General features: G+C 71.8%; 15 protein-coding genes and 2 pseudogenes. 5 read left to right on the plus strand and 12 right to left on the minus strand.

Annotated elements, in window-relative coordinates; genetic code table 11:
* Positions 1-231: pseudogene (locus TR46_RS42710) on the minus strand (hypothetical protein); the annotation flags it as partial.
* A 426-nt stretch (positions 232-657) separates the two neighbouring features.
* The gene (gene purD / locus TR46_RS30600) at positions 658-1,899 is read right to left on the minus strand and encodes a phosphoribosylamine--glycine ligase (RefSeq protein ID WP_042407937.1); all 1,242 of its coding nucleotides are present in this window, start codon (positions 1,897-1,899) and stop codon (positions 658-660) included.
* 344 nt (positions 1,900-2,243) lie between these two features.
* Between purD and TR46_RS30605 the strand changes: the two genes are divergently transcribed.
* Entirely contained in the window at positions 2,244-3,029 is a 786-nt protein-coding gene (locus tag TR46_RS30605; protein WP_052433227.1) for an SLATT domain-containing protein, read from the plus strand.
* Positions 3,030-3,130: 101 nt separating this feature from the next.
* Here the strand turns inward: TR46_RS30605 and TR46_RS30610 are convergent, their stop codons facing one another.
* The 6 genes from TR46_RS30610 to TR46_RS30635 form a co-directional block, all read right to left on the minus strand.
* Positions 3,131-3,778, minus strand: coding sequence for a putative DNA-mimic protein (locus TR46_RS30610; protein WP_042407944.1), 648 nt, complete (start codon positions 3,776-3,778; stop codon positions 3,131-3,133).
* Positions 3,779-3,866: 88 nt separating this feature from the next.
* On the minus strand, positions 3,867-4,688 hold the full coding sequence (locus TR46_RS30615; protein ID WP_236655586.1) for a GntR family transcriptional regulator: 822 nt from the start codon (positions 4,686-4,688) through the stop codon (positions 3,867-3,869).
* 133 nt (positions 4,689-4,821) lie between these two features.
* Positions 4,822-6,177 (minus strand): aspartate aminotransferase family protein, encoded by a 1,356-nt coding sequence (locus TR46_RS30620; protein ID WP_042407946.1) that lies wholly within the window; start codon positions 6,175-6,177, stop codon positions 4,822-4,824.
* A gap of 78 nt (positions 6,178-6,255) precedes the next feature.
* Positions 6,256-6,735: a GNAT family N-acetyltransferase gene (locus TR46_RS30625; protein WP_042407948.1), complete on the minus strand. Its 480-nt coding sequence runs from the start codon at positions 6,733-6,735 to the stop codon at positions 6,256-6,258.
* Positions 6,736-6,738: 3 nt separating this feature from the next.
* Positions 6,739-7,344, minus strand: a complete 606-nt coding sequence (locus TR46_RS30630; RefSeq protein ID WP_042407951.1) for a GNAT family N-acetyltransferase — start codon at positions 7,342-7,344, stop codon at positions 6,739-6,741.
* A gap of 153 nt (positions 7,345-7,497) precedes the next feature.
* A complete protein-coding gene (locus TR46_RS30635; protein ID WP_042407954.1) occupies positions 7,498-8,784 on the minus strand; it encodes an adenylosuccinate synthase in 1,287 nt (428 codons plus the stop codon).
* 132 nt (positions 8,785-8,916) lie between these two features.
* On the opposite strand from TR46_RS30635, the gene TR46_RS30640 reads away from it, so the two are divergent.
* Positions 8,917-9,909, plus strand: a complete 993-nt coding sequence (locus tag TR46_RS30640; RefSeq protein ID WP_052433228.1) for a diacylglycerol kinase family protein — start codon at positions 8,917-8,919, stop codon at positions 9,907-9,909.
* A 24-nt stretch (positions 9,910-9,933) separates the two neighbouring features.
* Here TR46_RS30640 and TR46_RS44685 read toward each other — a convergent pair whose 3' ends face one another.
* The 3 genes and pseudogenes from TR46_RS44685 to TR46_RS42720 form a co-directional block, all read right to left on the minus strand.
* Positions 9,934-10,371, minus strand: a complete 438-nt coding sequence (locus TR46_RS44685) for a QcrA and Rieske domain-containing protein (protein WP_236655588.1) — start codon at positions 10,369-10,371, stop codon at positions 9,934-9,936.
* 72 nt (positions 10,372-10,443) lie between these two features.
* A pseudogene (locus TR46_RS44690) lies at positions 10,444-10,935 on the minus strand (DoxX family protein); the annotation flags it as partial.
* Between the two features lie 51 nt (positions 10,936-10,986).
* Positions 10,987-12,078 (minus strand): hypothetical protein, encoded by a 1,092-nt coding sequence (locus TR46_RS42720; RefSeq protein ID WP_161790229.1) that lies wholly within the window; start codon positions 12,076-12,078, stop codon positions 10,987-10,989.
* Positions 12,079-12,229: 151 nt separating this feature from the next.
* On the opposite strand from TR46_RS42720, the gene TR46_RS30655 reads away from it, so the two are divergent.
* A complete protein-coding gene (locus TR46_RS30655) occupies positions 12,230-12,652 on the plus strand; it encodes a DUF3151 domain-containing protein (protein WP_042407962.1) in 423 nt (140 codons plus the stop codon).
* An 84-nt stretch (positions 12,653-12,736) separates the two neighbouring features.
* Here the strand turns inward: TR46_RS30655 and fbaA are convergent, their stop codons facing one another.
* Positions 12,737-13,759: a class II fructose-bisphosphate aldolase gene (fbaA, locus tag TR46_RS30660; protein WP_042407965.1), complete on the minus strand. Its 1,023-nt coding sequence runs from the start codon at positions 13,757-13,759 to the stop codon at positions 12,737-12,739.
* A 237-nt stretch (positions 13,760-13,996) separates the two neighbouring features.
* On the opposite strand from fbaA, the gene TR46_RS42725 reads away from it, so the two are divergent.
* Positions 13,997-15,100, plus strand: a complete 1,104-nt coding sequence (locus TR46_RS42725; RefSeq protein WP_161790230.1) for a DUF1631 domain-containing protein — start codon at positions 13,997-13,999, stop codon at positions 15,098-15,100.
* Between the two features lie 33 nt (positions 15,101-15,133).
* The coding region (locus TR46_RS30670) for a DedA family protein (RefSeq protein WP_084719081.1) at positions 15,134-15,841 on the plus strand (708 nt) is incomplete at its 3' end.

The following is a 15,841-nucleotide window of genomic DNA, read 5'->3' on the forward strand; positions in this document are numbered from 1 at the left end:
GGCCAGCGCCAGCGCGCCCAGCAGCAGCACGGCCGCGACCGCGGAGACCCCCCAGCGGGCGGCGTCCCAGCCGGCCGCGTCGGCGGAGCCCGACGCGCCGAGGCGACCGGTGACACCGCCGGCGATCAGCACCGCGGCGACGGCGGCGGGCAGCACGGCCACGGCGAGCGCGGCGCCGCGCACCCGCAGCACCGCCTGGGCGCGACCGCGCGCCGCTTCCACACCGGCCATGGATCAGTCACCCCCTGCCTGCTCTGCCGCGGACCGCCGGGCCCGGTCTGCGTCCCCCGTCGCCTATTGACGACGAGCGACCCGGGCGGGGCGTTCCAGGATCGGTTCGGAACCACTCGGATAAGTGATTCCCTCTGAACCGCAGCCTCCCCCCTCGACGCCCGGCGTACCCGGCACCGGCGTCCGGGCGCGGACGGGGCGCAGCGGTCTGCGCTGCCTTCGGGGCACCATAAGGCCGGGGGGCGACAGACGTCAGCCGGATGACGTTCCCGTCACCCGATGGGCTTGGTCCTTGGGCTTGTTGCCCACCCTCGGCAGCCGGACGTTCCGGTCGGAGGGCGTTGGGCCCTGCGGGTGGCCCGGCGTCCGTGGGGCCGGTCGCCCGGATTCCGGCGGCTCGGAGTCCGGCTGTCGGACGCGGACCGCTCAGATTCCGGCGGCGATGTCGCTGCGGTGGTGCGAGCCCTTCAGCCCGATCCGTCCGGCGGCCTCGTAGGCCCGCGTCCTGGCCTGGGCGATGTCCTTGCCGGTGGCGGTGACCGAGAGGACCCGGCCGCCGGCGCTGACGATCCCGCCGTCCGCACCGGTCGCGGTGCCGGCGTGCAGCACGTACGCGGTGCCGTCGGGGGCCTCGGCGGCGTCCAGTCCGGTGATCGGGTCGCCGCTGCGGGGGGCCTCGGGGTAGCCCTCTGCGGCGATCACCACGGTCACGGCCGCGCCGTCGCGCCAGCGCAGGTCGGGGAAGTCGGCCAGCCGGCCGGTCGCGGCGGCGTGCAGCAGTCCGTTCAGCGGGGTCTTCAGCCGGGCCAGCACCACCTGGGTCTCCGGGTCGCCGAAGCGGGCGTTGAACTCGATCACCCGTACCCCGCGCGAGGTGATCGCCAGCCCGGCGTAGAGCAGCCCGGAGAAGGGGGTGCCGCGGCGGCGGAGCTCGTCCACGGTCGGCTGCAGGACGGTCTCCAGGACCTCCTCGACCAGGCCGGGGGCGGCCCAGGGCAGCGGGGAGTAGGCGCCCATGCCGCCGGTGTTGGGGCCCTCGTCGTTGTCGAGGGCCCGCTTGAAGTCCTGGGCGGGTTGCAGCGGCACCACGGTGATGCCGTCGGTGACGGCGAACAGCGAGACCTCGGGGCCGTCCAGGTACTCCTCGATCACCACCCGGTCGCAGCCGGCCGCGTGGTCCAGGGCGGCCTGCAGGTCGGAGGTGACCACCACGCCCTTACCGGCCGCCAGGCCGTCGTCCTTGACCACGTACGGCGCGCCGAAGGCGTCCAGCGCGTGCGCCGCCTCCTCCGGGGTGGTGCAGAGGTAGGAGCGCGCGGTGGGGACGTTGGCGGCGGCCATCACGTCCTTGGCGAAGGCTTTGGACCCCTCCAGCCGGGCGGCCTCGCCGCTGGGCCCGAAGACCGGGATGCCGCGTTCGAGCACCGCGTCGGCCACCCCGGCGACCAGCGGCGCCTCCGGGCCGACGATGACGAACTCGGCACCCAGCGACACCGCGAGGTCCGCCACGGCGGCGCCGTCGAGCTGGTCGACCGGGTGGGTCAGGGCGACCTGCGCGATCCCGGCGTTGCCGGGGGCGCAGTGCAGCTCGCTGACCTCGGGGTCGAGGGAGAGGGCACGGCACAGGGCGTGTTCGCGGGCACCGCCGCCAATGACAAGGACCTTCACAGGGATGAGCCTAGTCGGTGCCGGTGGGCCCCCGGTCCGTCGGCCCACCCCGCGAGTACGGAGCAGGAGGGAGGGCCGGGGTCAGGTACGCTCCAGCGGGCCACCCACCCGTAAGGGTGAGAATCGCGGATACCCGGTTCGGCCGCCCGTCCGGGTTTCTGTCTGGGGTTTCTGTGCGGGTTCCGCTGATGGTTTTGCGGTCGAATCCGAGCGGAACGGTCACATGGTCAGCCATTTGGCGGTAAGAAGTGGTGCTTGGAACCAGGAGGGCTGAGGGCAGTGCTTGTGTCAGTGGCACCTGGGACGATCGGACCCGATGGGCCGAAGGACAGGGAGTTCCCACGGTGAGCCAGCCCGAAATGCAGCCCGAAGAGAGTCCTTGGGGAACCGACCCCCGGATGGAGGAACCGGTGACCGCTGCACCCCCGCAGCCGGAGGCGTCCGGAGGACGAGATCTCAGTACCCGGCAGTTCCCGCTGGGTGACTGGGGCGAGCCCGCCGAGCGCCTGGAAGAGCTCTACCGCTGGTCGGAGGAGCGCGCCGTCGAGGCGATCGACTGGTACCAGCGCGACCGCCGCTGGAAGCGCCGCGGCGCCCGGACGCTGCGGTATCTTGCCGCGCTCTCCGGCGTGGCCGGTGCGGTGCTGCCGCTGGTCCACCTGACCGGGGCCTGGCACGGCGCGGCCGACTGGGGCTATGTGCTGCTGCTGCTCGCCGGGGCCTGCCTGGGGGCGGACCGGGCCTTCGGCCTGACCAGCGGCTGGATGCGGGACGTCAGCACCGGGCAGGCGCTGCAGCGGCGGCTGGAGGCGTTCCAGTTCGACTGGGCCTCCGAGTGCGTGCGCGAGGTGCTCGGCCCGACCGAGGGCACCGCGAGCGAGGCCGCCGAACGCTGCCTCGGCGTGCTGCGCCGCTTCTGCGAGGACGTCTCGGACATGGTCCGGATGGAGACCTCGGAGTGGATGCTGGAGTTCCGCGCCGCGATGACCCAGCTGCCCACGCAGGCCGCGGGCAACTGGGGCGGCCGCACCGAGGGGGGCGCCGGCGCCCAGGTCCGGGTGCTGCCGTCGCTGAGCGGCGGTCGGCCGACGATGCCGAGGCAGCGCCCGCCGGAGTCCCCGCTGCGCTAGGGGCCAGGGCCAAGGCGGTACGAACATACGAACAGAGGTGGGGCGCCCGACGGGCGCCCCACCTCTTCGTTGCCTCGCTGCCTCAGGTGCCCGGTCCCCGCTCAGGCGAAGACGACCATCGAGCCCTGCCCCAGCGCCCGGACCGCGGCCGCGTGCAGGCCGGTCCAGGCGTGCCGCTCGCGGGAGAACGGGCCGTCGTCCGCGGGCGGCGGGTAGGCCGGCCCCTCCAGCGTGGTGGGCGCGACCGGCCGCACCGGCACCGGCGGGAGCTGGTGGTCGATGCCGATCCACGGCGCCACCGCTTCCAGCTCCCGGAGCAGCCCGTGCAGCGAGCCCAGCGGGCCGCCGGTGGCCAGCAGCGCGTCGTCCACGATCGGGCTCTCGAAGTCGATCGGGACGTACGCCCCGGCATGGTCGAAGTGCCAGACCAGGTGCGAGCCCTCGGCGGTGTCCTCGAACATCTCCAGCAGCTGCTCGTAGTCCCCGCCGAGCTCGTCCACCGGGGTGACCGGCAGGTTGGTGAGCTGCAGCAGATAGGCGCGGCGCAGGAAGTGCAGCGACTCGTAGTCGAAGGCGGCGACCGGTTCCACGTCGCCGCTCAGGCCCGGCATGTACTGGAAGACCGGCACTGCGGGCAGCCCGTGCGCCGCCAGCGAGGCGTTGTAGACCTCCAGGTCCTCGGCGAACGGGTTCTCGGGGCTGTGGACGAGTACGTCGACGAGCGGGACGAGCCAGATGTCACAGGCCACGGACACTCCTGGGCGCGTTAGCGCCGGTTGCGGCGACGGTTGGGCTTACTACCTGATCGCAGACACCCTAACGCTCTGCGGCGAGCCCTCACAGGGAGTCGCCCTGAGCGGGAATCGGCAGGATGTCGGTGTAGCCGGCGAGGGTGTCCGCGTCGCTCTCGCCGCACAGCGCGGCCATCTGCCGGAGCGACTCGCGGTTGTAGTCGACCAGCATCCGGTGCACCGCGGCCCGGTCCCTGGCGACCAGGTGCTCCATCAGCTCCCGGTGCCCGGACCAGCAGTATTCGGCGACGTCGGGACGGCCGCGGAGGTAGGGCGCCGCGAAGATCCAGTACTGCACCCTGAGCCAGTCCAGGTAGCCGGTGAGCCGCTCGTTGGCCACCAGTCCGGCGAACTCGCCCCAGAACCGCAGGTCGCAGCCGACGAGCACGTCCAGGTGCCCCGCCCGGGCCGCGCGGTAGGCGGCGTCGGCGCGGCGCTGGAGCGAGGGCAGCCGCTCCCAGTCGATGGACTTGAGCTGCGGCGCGAGGCGGCGGAACATCCCGTCCGCGACCAGGGTCCTGGCCTCGACGATCTCGACGAAGTCGGCCCAGTCCAGCCGGGGGACGGTGAAGCCGCGGTGGTGCTCGGTCCAGAGCAGGCCCTGGGCGGTGAGGTCCAGCAGCGCCTCCCGCACCGGGGTGGCGGACACCCCGTAGAGCTCGGCGATCTCCTTGACCGTGAAGTGGGTCCCGGCCGGGAGCCGGCCCGCCATCATCTCGTCGCGCAGGGCTCCGGCGACCTGCTCGCGCAGGCTGCTGCGCCGCAGTGGGGTCTGCGGAGTCGACGGGGGCTGGGGTTTCGACGGGGGCTGGGGTTTCGACGGGGGCTGGGGAGAACGCGGTGCCGAGGACGGCAGGTCGGACGGCACGACCCCTCCTCGGGTGGCTTCGGTGCTCGGGTGCTCGGGCCTCCCAAGGGTAAGGCCCCGAATCCGAGAAGGCATCGGAATTCGGGGCCCATGTGGACTAGACCATATGTCATTACAACAACGGAACCGCAGCTCAGACCGTGTGTGCGTCCGCGAGCGAGAGCACCTCGTCGAGGATGGCCAGGCCCTCCTTGACCTCCGCCTCGGTGCTGTTGCACGGCGGCACCACATGCAGCCGGTTCATGTTGACGAACGGCCACAGCCCGCGCTGCTTGCAGGCCGCGGCCAGCTCGGCCATCGGCGCGGCGGCGGCGCCGGTCGCGTTGTAGGGGGTCAGCGGCTCCCGGGTGGCCCGGTCCCGGACCAGCTCCAGCGCCCAGAACACGCCCAGGCCGCGGACCTCGCCGATCACCGGGTGACGCTCCGCCAGCTCGCGCAGGCCGGGGCCGATCACCGTCTCGCCGAGGTGCCGGGCGTGCTCGACGATGCCCTCCTCGGCCATGGCGTCGATGGTCGCCACCGCCGAAGCGCAGGCGAGCGGGTGACCCGAGTAGGTCAGCCCGCCGGGGAACGGGCGCTCGTCGAAGGTCCGGGCGATGGCACCGCTGATGGCGACACCACCCAGCGGCACATAGCCGGAGTTGACGCCCTTGGCGAAGGTCAGCAGGTCCGGGGTGACCCCCCAGTGGTCCGCCGCGAACCAGGCGCCGGTACGGCCGAATCCGGCCATCACCTCGTCCAGGATGAAGACGATGCCGTAGCGGTCGCAGATCTCGCGGACGCCGGCCAGGTAGCCGGCCGGCGGGACCAGGATCCCGGCCGTGCCGACCACGGTCTCCAGGATGATCGCGGCGACGGTCTGCGGACCCTCGAAGGCGATGGTCGCCTCCAGGTGCTGCAGCGCGCGCTCGCACTCCTGCGCCTCGTTCTCGGCGTGGAAGTTGGAGCGGTAGGTGTAGGGGCCCCAGAAGTGCACGATGCCGGAGACACCGGTCTCGTTGGCCCACCGGCGCGGGTCACCGGTCATGGCGATCGCGTTGGCGGTGGCGCCGTGGTACGAGCGGTACGTGGAGAGCACCTTCTGCCGGCCGGTGTGCAGCCGCGCCATCCGGATGGCGTTCTCGTTGGCCTCGGCGCCGCCGTTGGTGAAGAAGATCTTGTCCAGGTCGCCCGGGGTGCGCTCGGCGATCAGCCGGGCCGCCTCGCTGCGCACGTCCACCGCGAAGGCCGGCGCGAAGGTGCAGAGCTTGCCGGCCTGCTCCTGGATCGCCGCGACCACCTTGGGGTGCTGGTGGCCGATGTTGGTGTTCACCAGCTGCGAGGAGAAGTCCAGGAAGCGGTTGCCCTCGTAGTCCCAGAAGTAGGAGCCCTCGGCGCCGGCGACGGCGAGGGGGTCGATCAGGGCCTGCGCGGACCACGAGTGGAAGACGTGGGCGCGGTCGGCAGCCTTGACGGCCTGCCCCGCTGCGGAGTCGACAGAGATGCTCATGCCTTCGAGCCTACGGAGCCGCCCGCCGCCCCGGCAGCGACAGCCTGTTCGTCGATACCGGGGCAGCGCTACAGCCTGTCAAACGCCGGCGGACCCCCGTACCGCGGCGTCCATGCTGTAGGTCAGGAACACCGTCTTGGCCGCATGGCGATCGTAGACGGCCCGGGCCCGGTAGTTGTCCTCGGCGGTGTTCCAGCGGACGGTCCCCCAGCCCTCCTCCGCCGCGATCCGCGCCAGAGCGGCCAGCAGCGCGTCCGCCCCGCCGCAGCCCCGGCGGGCCGGGTCCACGAACAGGTCGTCGAGGAACCCGCTGGTCCCGCGCATCGGCGAGTCATAGGCCCGGAAGTGCGCCAGCCCGACCGGCACACCGTCCCCGTCCCGGGCGACCAGGCACCGGGTCTCCCGCTCCGGGTCATGGATCCAGGACCAGACCCGCTCGTAGTCGGCATCGGCCAACTCCACCGAGTAGAAGGCGCAGTAGCCCTCATAGAGCTCCCGCCAACGCGGCCGGTCCTCCGCCCGGACGGGAATGACGGTCAGCTCCGACGCCTCGCCCATGGCTCAGCCCTCCAGCAGCCGGTTGGTCAGCCGCGCCTTGGCGGCCGGCCATTCGTCCACCAGCATCGAGAAGTAGACGCTGTCGCGCCAGGACCCGTCCGCACGCAGCCGGTGCCGTCGCAGTACGCCCTCGCGCTGCGCGCCGAGGCGGGCGATGGCGTTCTGCGAGCGGGTGTTCAGGTGGTCGGTCTTCCACTGGACCCGGCCCATGCCGAGGTCCTCGAAGGCATGGGTGAGCAGCAGCAGCTTGGACTCGGTGTTGACGGCGCTGCGCCAGACCGAGCGGGCGTACCAGGTCCAGCCGATCTCCAGGCGCTCGTCGACGGGGGCGATGTCCAGGTAGGTGGTCCACCCGACCGGCTTCCCGGTGGCCAGGTCGATCACCGCGAAGGCCACGGCCGCCCCCGCCGCCACCTCCGCGAGCCGCGCGTCCAGCAGCTCCCCCAGCTCCTCCTCGCTCTCCGGCGGCGTGACCGTCAACCAGCGCCACACCTCCTCGTCCCGGCCCCCGGCCAGGAACAGTCCGGGCAGGTGGTCGCGGGACAGCGGCTCAAGGCGGACATGGGCCCCGGTGAGCGTCGTCGTGGACGCGGGTGTCTTCGCAGGCATGGTCAGACAGTAGGGAAGGTTTGAACTAAGCGCAATTCATTTCTGTATTAGTTCAATGCTTGCATGCGAATGAAGAGATGCCCGGACAGCGGACGGCCCCGCCCGCCCGCTGTCCGCGGGCGAGCGGGGCCGTCTTGGCCTTTGGCGTTCCGGCTAGGACAGGAACGACCGGACCTGGATGGTCTCGGTGCGGCCCGGGCCCACGCCGATGGCGGAGATCGGGGCGCCGGACATGTCCTCCAGGGCCTTCACATAGGCCTGGGCGTTCTTCGGGAGGTCCTCGAAGCTCTGGGCCTTGGTGATGTCCTCGGACCAGCCCGGCAGGTTCTCGTAGATCGGCTTCGCGTGGTGGAAGTCGGTCTGCGAGTACGGGAGTTCGTCCACCCGCCTGCCGTCGATCTCGTAGGCCACGCAGACCGGGATCTGCTCCCAGCCGGTGAGCACGTCCAGCTTGGTGAGGAAGAAGTCCGTCAGGCCGTTGACGCGGGTCGCGTAGCGGGCGATCGGGGCGTCGAACCAGCCGCAGCGGCGGTCGCGGCCGGTGGTCACGCCGCGCTCGCCGCCGATGCGGCGCAGCGCGTCGCCGTCGGCGTCCAGCAGTTCGGTCGGGAACGGGCCCGAGCCGACGCGGGTGGTGTAGGCCTTGAGGATGCCGATGACCCGGTCGATCTTCGTCGGGCCGATGCCGGAGCCGGTGCAGGCGCCGCCGGCGGTCGGGTTGGACGAGGTGACGAAGGGGTAGGTGCCGTGGTCCACGTCCAGGAGGGTGCCCTGGCCGCCCTCCATCAGCACGACCTTGTTCTCCTCCAGCGCCTTGTTCAGCACCAGGACGGTGTCCGCCACGAACGGGCGCAGCTTCTCGGCGTAGCCGAGGTACTCCTCGACGACCAGCTCGACCGGGACCGCGCGGCGGTTGTAGAGCTTGACCAGGATCTGGTTCTTGTCGTGCAGCGCGGCTTCGACCTTCTGGAGAAGGATGCTCTCGTCGAACAGGTCCTGGACCCGGATGCCGACACGGTTGATCTTGTCGGCGTAGGTCGGGCCGATGCCGCGACCGGTGGTGCCGATCTTGCGCTTGCCCAGGAACCGCTCGGACACCTTGTCCAGGGTCCGGTGGTACGGGGTGATCAGGTGCGCGTTGCCGGAGACCAGGAGCTTGGAGGTGTCCACGCCGCGTTCCTGCAGGCCCACCAGCTCGGAGAACAGCACGGCCGGGTCGATGACCACGCCGTTGCCGATCACCGGTGTGCATGTCGGGCTGAGAATGCCCGAAGGCAGCAGGTGCAGTGCGTACTTCTGATCGCCTACGACCACCGTGTGACCGGCGTTGTTGCCACCCTGGAAGCGGACTACGTAGTCGACCGAGCCACCGAGGAGGTCGGTGGCCTTCCCCTTGCCCTCGTCGCCCCACTGAGCGCCGACCAGCACGAGTGCGGGCACAGGCGTACACCCCTTTCGGGCGGGGCACAACAGACGGCGGAAGGCCGCCGTTCTGGCCCCGGATAGACCAAGCCCCTGGCGCAACAGCGCAAGGGGCTCTTACACCGAGAGATTACCCGAGGAAGGAGCGCGGTGTCGGCTGCGCGATCGGCGGGAGAGGCACTCCTGGTGGTGGTCTCCCCCGCCGCCCTGGCCCTGGACGCGGAATCGGTCCGGGTGGCCAGGGACGTTCTCGGGGCCGCCTTCGCGGTGAAGCTGGTGGTTCCGGGGAGCCTGGCCGAGCTGGAACGAACCCTTTCGCGAAGGGGCGGGAAGCGACTCGTTGTGATCGGTGACGACCGTGCCGTGCACCAGGTGGTGCAGGTGTTGCACCAGCGCGCGGAACTGGCGGCGAGCCCCCTCGGGATCATCTCGATCGGAAATGGCGAAAAGGTGACCTTGACCAGGTCACTGGGGGTGGCCGCGCGTCCGGTGGACGCCGCCCGAACGGTCGTCGGAGGCGCCGAGCGCACCCTGGGCCTGCTGGTGGACGAGAGCGGCGGAGTGGTCCTCGGCGGCCTGCGGATCCCCGGCCGCGGGCACCCGGGATCCGTACCCGGAGCAGCGGCGGAGCGGGGTCACCCGGACGGGTCACCGGCCCCCGGCGACGAGGCCGGCGGCAGCGGGGCACCCGCACCGTCACCCGAAGGATCCGATTCCGAGCCACGTTCGCTCAGGGCGAACAAAGCTGCGGCCGGGCGGGGCGGTCTGATTCCGTCCCGCTGCCACGGCTGGGGACTCCAGCTCGGCCGGGTCGCGCGCACCGTCGCCTCGCAGCTGCGCCCGCAGCGCGGCGATCCAGGACAGGCCCTGCTGGTCGAGGCGGACGGGCAGTTGCTGGCCGACCTGGACCACCCGGTGTACCTGGTCGCCGCGCCCGACGACGGCCTGATGGAGGTCCGGCTCAGCCCCTCGTCCGGGCCGGGCGGACAGCTGCGGGTCCGGGTCCGGCGGATCACCGTCAGCGGCGGTCCGGCCACCAGCTTCACCTATCTGGCCGACGACGCGCCCGGCGGCCCGGTCCGGCACCGCACCTGGACGGCCGAGCCCGCGGCTTGGCGGCTGACCGTCCCGCCGGCCGCCTGAAACCTGACGCATGACGTCGGCGGCTCAGCTCTCCGCGCCCAGGTGGAGCTGGTCGCCGGACCGGGTGATGCCGAAGCGGGCGAGCGCCTCGGTGGCCGGGCCCTGGAGCACGGCGCCGGTTCCGGCGTCGAAGCAGGAGTTGTGGCACGGGCAGACGAAGCGGCCGTCCTTGGGCGGGTTCACCGTGCAACCCGAGTGGGTGCAGACCCCGGACAGCGCGGTGTACTGGCCCGCCTTGGGCTGCTGCAGGTAGACCGGGTCGCCGCTGCCCGGAGCGGACACCCGCAGCACCCCGCCGACGGGGACGGCGGCCGCCGCCGCGACGGCGGTACCGGTCGCACCGGCCGCCCCGGCACCTGTCCCGTTCCCAGTCCCAGTCCCGGCCCCCGCCCCGGCCCCGGCGCTCGGGGCCGGGGCCTTGCCCCGGGTGCGGGCGACCCCGGCGCCGGTCAGCAGCGCCATGCCCGCGACCGCCAGGGTCGCGATCCCGCCGTCCACCAGGACCTGGCGGCGGCCCCGGCCGGTGGCCGTCCCCCGGGCACGGCCGGCGATCAGCCCGTCCAGGGAGAACTGCGGCGTCCCGGCGAGCACCAGCGGCGTCCAGGCCATCAGATAGACCAGGTCGTTGCCCAGGTAGTACGGGTGGACGCCCCAACTGACGCTCAGCCACAGGCTCAGACTGATCAGCGCACCGCCGGTCGCCGCGAGCCGCCCCCACAGTCCCAGCAGGGTGCCGAAGCCGACCGCGAGTTCGCCGAAGGCCATCGCCAGACCGACCGGGGTGGGCGAGTGCACCGCCTGGCCGAGCAGCCCGCCGATGGGGCTGTGCGCGGCGACGGCGTGCGCCTGGGCGGCCATCGACGCGGGGTCGGCGAGGCCGCCGAGGTAGTGCGGGTCGGCGAGCTTGTCGAGGCCGGCGTAGACGAACGTCGAGCCGAGGAACAGCCGCAGCGGGAGCAGCGCGTGGCGGCCGAGGCCGCTGAGGGCACCGGGTGAACTGGTCGAGTGGTCGGGGGGATTGTCCATTACTGCGGTCCGATCGGGCTGCTGGAGCGGATGGTGACGGTTCTTCAGAGATCAGTCGGCGGAGCTGCTGCCGGGCGCGGAGATGCGGCAGAGCCGGGCCGCGTCACCGCTGAGCTGGGGGCAGAGCCTGGTCCTCGCCGCCGACCTGCTGCCGTAGTTGACGTTCCAGTAATTGGCCATGCCCCAGACGCAGTCGCTCCGCTGCCGGGCGGACGCAGCCTGCTCGCACTGCGCAGCGGTCCAGACCGGGCGGTCGATGTTGTACTTCATCAGCCGCGATCCGGTGCCCTGGGAGCAGCCGTCGCGGGCATCCGAGGTGGGCGCCTTGAGGCACCAGTCGAGGGCCTGGACGAAGGCGGCCGGGTGCGCGGTGTAGTCGTGCGTCTGCAGGAAGTAGATCGGGGCGTAGAAGTAGCAGGCGCTGCGGTCGATCGCCGGCTGCTCGGCGCACGGGTACTGCGGCTCGGCGGCCAGCTTGTCGGCCGGGAGCTTGGCCAGCGCCGTCGGATCGCCCTCGTCCGGCTCGAAGAGCTGCATGAAGATGCCCTCGGAGCAGGACACCACCTGGCCGGACTCCGGGAAGCGGTCGCACATCCGCTCCGCGGCCGCGACGTCCAGATGGGACACGAACATCGCGCCGTGCCCGATGCCGTGGATGCAGGAGGCCGACTGCGCGGGCGAGCAGAGCGTGGTCACCGCCGTCGCGGGGTCGGGCTCCTGCTGGAGCTTGTCCTCGACCACTCCGTGCAGGTAGCCGGAGCCGCAGACGTCGTTGAGGAAGGAGACCGCCTTGGCGAAGTTCCCCTGGTACCTGGCCAGCGCGGCATGCCCGATCTCGTGCGCGACCGGGTGGCAGAAGCCGTCGACGTAGGGGTCCTTGAGAGTGATCCGCTGCAGGTCGGCCAGGGCTACGCCGGGGTCCTTGGCGTTGGTCTCGGCGACCAGGTAGTTGCGCAGCGTGCTCAGCGTCCAGACGGCGGGAACCGTCGGAGCGGTGCTGGACGGCGCGGCGATCGGCGAGGGCCCGGCGGACGGTGCGGTGGAGGTCGTGGAGGAGGCCGCTGGCGCGGAGGCGGCGACGGCCGCCGTCCACGGGGTCGTGGCGACGGCCCAAACTCCCGCGATGTATAGCAAAAAGGCCATAAGCAGCGCCAGTGGTCGATACATCCGCGAGTCCCCCCAAGACTGCCGAACGGGTCATTCGGCAGGGAACACGCTCTCGGCGGGCGCGCCGGTTCCGCGCTGACGGCTGGGGCTTACAGGACTTTGACAGCCGGATGGCAGACTTCAGGGCATGAGCATCCACAAGAATCTGCTGGACGGACCGGAGCCGACGCTGCTGCCCGAGGACGAGCAGCCCTACCGCATGCTGGCGGAGGAGTCCGCGTCGCCGGCGCAGGTCGCGGCGGAGTTCCCGACCTTCTCGCTGGCCTGGGCCATGCTCGCCGACGACGCCTTCGACGCCGGGCATGTCGTCGAGTCGTACGCCTACGCACGCACCGGGTACCACCGCGGGCTGGACTCGCTGCGCCGCAACGGCTGGAAGGGCCACGGGCCGGTCCCGTGGGAGCACCGGGCCAACCGCGGCTTCCTGCGCTGCCTCGCGGCGCTGGCCCGGGCCGCCGACTCGATCAAGGAGACCGAGGAGGCCGAGCGCTGCTGGCAGTTCCTGAAGGACAGCAGCCTGGTGGGTTACGAGGAGCTCAAGGGCCAGTAGCCCCGCGGAAAGCAGGGGCCCGGTACGCGGTGATCGCGTACCGGGCCCTCTGCGTTGCGCTGGTGCGTACTGTGCCGCCCGCGGCTACTTCAGTCGGTTGCCGGCCGAGCGCAGGCTCTGGGTGGCCTCGACCACGCGCGCGGCCATCCCGGCCTCGGCGAGCTTGCCCCAGGTGCGCGGGTCGTAGGTGTTCTTCTTGCCGACCTCGCCGTCGACCTTCAGCACACCGTCGTAGTTGCGGAAGATGTGGTCCACGACGGGACGGGTGAAGGCGTACTGGGTGTCGGTGTCGAGGTTCATCTTCACGACGCCGTTCTCCAGCGCGGTGGCGATCTCCTCCGCGGAGGAGCCGGAGCCGCCGTGGAAGACGAAGTCGAACGGGTCGGTCTTGCCGTACTGCTTGCCGATGGCGTCCTGCAGCTCGCGCAGCAGCTCCGGCTTGAGGACGACGTTGCCCGGCTTGTACACCCCGTGCACGTTGCCGAAGGAGGCGGCCAGCAGGTAGCGGCCCTTCTCGCCCAGGCCGAGCGCCTCGGCGGTGCGGACGGCGTCGTTGACGGTGGTGTAGAGGTTGTCGTTGATCTCGTGCGAGACACCGTCCTCCTCGCCGCCGGTCGGGGTGATCTCGACCTCAAGGATGATCTTCGCGGCGGCGGCCTTGGCCAGCAGCTCCTGGGCGATGGCCAGGTTGTCGGCGAGGGTCTCGGCGGAGCCGTCCCACATGTGCGACTGGAACAGCGGGTTCTCGCCGCGGGCGACGCGCTCGGCGGAGATGTCCAGCAGCGGGCGAACGTAGCCGTTCAGCTTGTCCTTGGGGCAGTGGTCGGTGTGCAGGGCGACCGTGATCGGGTACTTGGCGGCGACGATGTGGGCGAACTCGGCGAGCGCGACCGCTCCGGTCACCATCTCCTTGCTGTACTGCCCGCCCAGGAACTCCGCACCACCGGTGGAGATCTGGATGATGCCGTCGCTCTCGGCCTCGGCGAAGCCGCGCAGGGCGGCGTGCAACGTCTGGGTCGAGGTGACATTGATGGCCGGGTAGGCGAACTTGCCTGCCTTTGCCCGGTCCAGCATCTCGCTGTAGACCTCGGGGGTGGCGATAGCCATGACGAATCCGCTCCTGTCGGTGATGCGTTTACGGACACTGCGACCCCGACCAGGAGTCGGGCACCGGCGCCATTGTCCCATCCCGGCCCGTCGGCTTCACCCCCGCGGGGGACAGTGGGTACGTATCCTCCCGGGCACACCCGAATGGATTAAAAAGGATCAACCCTGCCATTCCCGGCCCCGAGCCGGGAAGCGTCTCCCCAGGCAGCCGGCGATCGACAGGACGGGGGCACCCGAATGGTGTTTCGGGCAGGCGTGTGGCGGAGGGGACGGCTGAAAGCCGCGGTGGGGGCCACGGCGCTGCTGCTGCTCGCCGGGATCCCGGCCGGCGGCACCGCACGGGCGCAGGAGCATGCACAGGCACCGGCTCGGGAGCGGGCGCAGGCACCGGCGCAGGCGCGGCCGCGTACGCTCCCCGACGCCTGCGGGGCCGCCGCCCCGCAGCTGCGGCCGGTGCCGGCCGAGGCCGCGCCCTCCCCGGACCGGACCATGGTGCTGTCGAAGGAGAGCGCCGCCCGGAGCCTCTGGTACGACCAGGCGGCCGAACTGCCGATCGGGCTGTGGTCGGACGCGACCCTGATGCTGCGCGCCCCCGCCGCCCACGGCACCGTGCGGCTGGACCTGACCAGCCGCGGGTTCAGCACCGACTCCGTCGAGGTGCAGCGCTGGGTCCCGTCCCAGCGCCGGTGGGTCGACCTGGCCACGGCCGCGAGCAGTGCCGCCTTCCCCACCCGGGGCAGCTTCGGCTTCCCGGTCAGCACCCGGGCCACCGCCGCCCGTCCGGAGATCGTCCCGCTGCGGCTCCAGAGCCTGGACCAGCCCGGGCGGCTCGGTGTCACCGCCTCCTTCACCGACGGACACGGCCACACCTACCGCGCCCCGGCCGTGGCCTCGGCGGTGACCCGGCCGCAGACCGTCCTCTCCGGCTGGCCGGCCCGCGCCGCCCTGGTCCGCGGCGGACCGGCGCAGCGCTTCGGCCTGACCGTGCGGAACACCACCGACCGGGCCTACCCCGCACTCACCACGCTCTTCTACGCCTACGGGATGGGCGGCGGACGGGCTCTGACACCCCGTGACCTGGTGCTCCAGCAGTACGTCGGCGGGCGCGGCTGGGTCCGGCTGCCCCTGGCCGCCGGCGTCTGCGATCCGGGGATGAGCACCGCGCTGCTGCCGGCCGAGGGCCTCACCCTCGCCCCCGGCGCCGGGGAGACCGTGCAGCTCAGACTGGCCGTGGCGAAGGACGCCCCGCACGGGGCGGGCTCCGCGTCCGCCGGACTCGCGGTGCGGAGCGGCGACACCGAGCTCGCCTCCGAGAGCCTGCCCTTCACAGTGCGGAGCTAGGGGGCTCCTAGGTGCACGGGTTAGTCTGCGCGAGTGACCACGACTCTCGCGTTGAACGTATCGACTCTGCTCGACGCCAAAGCCCTGATCGCCCAGGTGGGTGCGATCGGCCTGCTCGCCATCATCTTCGCGGAGACCGGCCTGCTCATCGGGTTCTTCTTCCCCGGCGACTCACTGCTGATCCTCGGCGGGGTGGCCGCGTCCAGCGCCGGCATGAAGGTGCTCGGCGTGCAGATGTCGATCGCGGAGCTGCTCGTCGCGGCTCCGCTGTGCGCGATCGCCGGCGCTCAGCTGGGCCATCTGCTGGGGGCCAAGGCCGGGCCCAAGCTCTTCAGAAAGCCCAACTCCAAACTGTTCCGCCAGGAGCACGTGGACAAGGCCGAGCAGTACTTCGTCAAGTTCGGCCCCGCCAAGGCGGTGCTGATGGCCCGCTTCATCCCGGTGGTGCGGACCTTCCTGAACCCGGTGGCCGGCACGCTGGAGATGCCGGCCGGGCAGTTCTTCCTCTGGAACGTGGTCGGCGGGGTGGTCTGGACCGAGTCGATGCTGATGATCGGCTACGAGTTCGGCGCCTCGATGGCCCCGGTCATCGACAAGTACCTGATCCCCGCCATGGGCCTGATCGTGCTGCTGTCGATCACGCCGATCCTGGTGGAGCTGATGCGCGAGCGGCGCAAGAAGCGTGCGGCGGGCGAGGGCGGCGTCGCGGCGGCGACCGCCGGCACCGGCGGCCCCCCCCCC

Origin of the sequence: Streptacidiphilus carbonis, assembly GCF_000787775.1 — a bacterium.
In the GTDB taxonomy this organism is placed as follows: domain Bacteria; phylum Actinomycetota; class Actinomycetes; order Streptomycetales; family Streptomycetaceae; genus Streptacidiphilus; species Streptacidiphilus carbonis.

Coding starts and splice junctions, on each gene's coding strand:
- TR46_RS42725 (WP_161790230.1), top strand. CDS start 13,997: ATGGTGTTTCGGGCAGGCGTGTGGCGGAGGGGACGGCTGAAAGCCGCG.
- fbaA (WP_042407965.1), bottom strand. CDS start 13,759: ATGGCTATCGCCACCCCCGAGGTCTACAGCGAGATGCTGGACCGGGCA.
- TR46_RS44685 (WP_236655588.1), bottom strand. CDS start 10,371: ATGGCGCTGCTGACCGGCGCCGGGGTCGCCCGCACCCGGGGCAAGGCC.
- TR46_RS42720 (WP_161790229.1), bottom strand. CDS start 12,078: ATGGCCTTTTTGCTATACATCGCGGGAGTTTGGGCCGTCGCCACGACC.
- TR46_RS30655 (WP_042407962.1), top strand. CDS start 12,230: ATGAGCATCCACAAGAATCTGCTGGACGGACCGGAGCCGACGCTGCTG.
- TR46_RS30625 (WP_042407948.1), bottom strand. CDS start 6,735: ATGGGCGAGGCGTCGGAGCTGACCGTCATTCCCGTCCGGGCGGAGGAC.
- TR46_RS30620 (WP_042407946.1), bottom strand. CDS start 6,177: ATGAGCATCTCTGTCGACTCCGCAGCGGGGCAGGCCGTCAAGGCTGCC.
- TR46_RS30630 (WP_042407951.1), bottom strand. CDS start 7,344: ATGCCTGCGAAGACACCCGCGTCCACGACGACGCTCACCGGGGCCCAT.